Origin of the sequence: Pantoea septica, from assembly GCF_002095575.1 — a bacterium.
Classification (GTDB): Bacteria; Pseudomonadota; Gammaproteobacteria; order Enterobacterales; family Enterobacteriaceae; genus Pantoea; species Pantoea septica.
Map to the genome: position 1 here is coordinate 1 of NZ_MLJJ01000079.1, position 1,338 is coordinate 1,338.

Consider the following 1,338-nt stretch of genomic DNA (forward strand, 5'->3'; position numbering starts at 1 on the left):
CTTGTAGAGCTGGCCGACGGCGCCAGCACGCGCGACGCCACGCCGGTGCTGAGCGGCCTGACCACCGCGGGCGCGCTGGTGACGCTCTATAACGGCGACGCGGTTATCGGCAGCGTCACCGCCGACGCGGCAGGCCAGTGGAGCTTCACCCCAGCGGCGCTGGACGATGGCAGCTACGCCTTCCGTGCCGACACCGCCAACGCGGACGGCAGCGTGACGCCCTCACCGGTGCTGATCGTCACCATCGATACCGTCGCGCCCGCGACAGTCACGGACGCCGTCCTGACCGACGCTAACGGCGTGCCGGTAACGGGCGACGGCGCCACCAACAGCGCTACGCCGGTGTTGAGCGGGACCGCGGAGCCGGGCGGTATCGTCACCGTTTCCGATGGCGACATTGTGCTGGGCACGACCACCGTCGCCCAGGACGGCAGCTGGAGCTTCACCACGCCAGCGCTTGCCGAAGGCGGGCACAGCCTGACCGCTACCGTGACCGATGCGGCGGGCAACGTCAGCGAAACGTCTCCGCCGCTGACCTTTACTCTCGATACCTCCGCGCCACAGACCGCGTCAGGCGTCACCGTGACGGATGACGTCGGCGATCGCCAGGGCGAACTCGCCTTTGGCGACACCACCGACGACAATACGCCGACCCTGAGCGGCACGGCGGAAGCCAACAGCGTCGTCAGCGTGTACGACGGCGACCAGCTGCTGGGCACGGCCAGCGCCGACGGCAGCGGCAGCTGGAGCTTTACCACGCCTGAACTGGCCGACGGCCTGCACAGCCTGAGCGTGACCGTGACCGATGCGGCCGGCAACGTCAGCGCGCCGACGACGCCTTTCGACCTGACCGTGGCGGCCAGCCAGCCGCCTGTGACCCTGACGCTGGCGGTCGCTGACGACAGCAGCGGCGCGCCAGTGGATCTCGCCGACGGCGCCAGCACCCGCGACGCGACGCCGACGCTGAGCGGCCAGACCACCGCCGGGCTGCTGGTGACGCTCTATGACGGCGACAACGCCATCGGCAGCGTCATCGCCGACGCCAGCGGCCTGTGGAGCTTTACGCCGCAGGCGCTGCCGGACGGCACCTACGCGTTCCGCGCCAGCGTCACCGACGCCGCAGGCAATGTCACCGACTCCGCTACGCTGACGATCGCCATCGACACCGCCGCACCGGCAACCGCGACCGACATTGCGCTGGTGGATGAGAACGGCAATCCCATCGACGGCCTCACCAACAACAATGCGCCAGTGCTGAGCGGCACGGCGGAGGCGGGCAGCATCGTCACCGTCTCTGACGGCGATACGGTGCTGGGCAGCGTCACGGCCGCTCAGGAC

General features: G+C 69.8%; 1 protein-coding gene. It reads left to right on the forward strand.

Annotated features, from left to right (window positions below):
- A partial coding sequence (locus HA46_RS20590; protein ID WP_208857430.1) for an Ig-like domain-containing protein occupies window positions 1-1,338 on the forward strand: 1,338 nt, incomplete at both ends.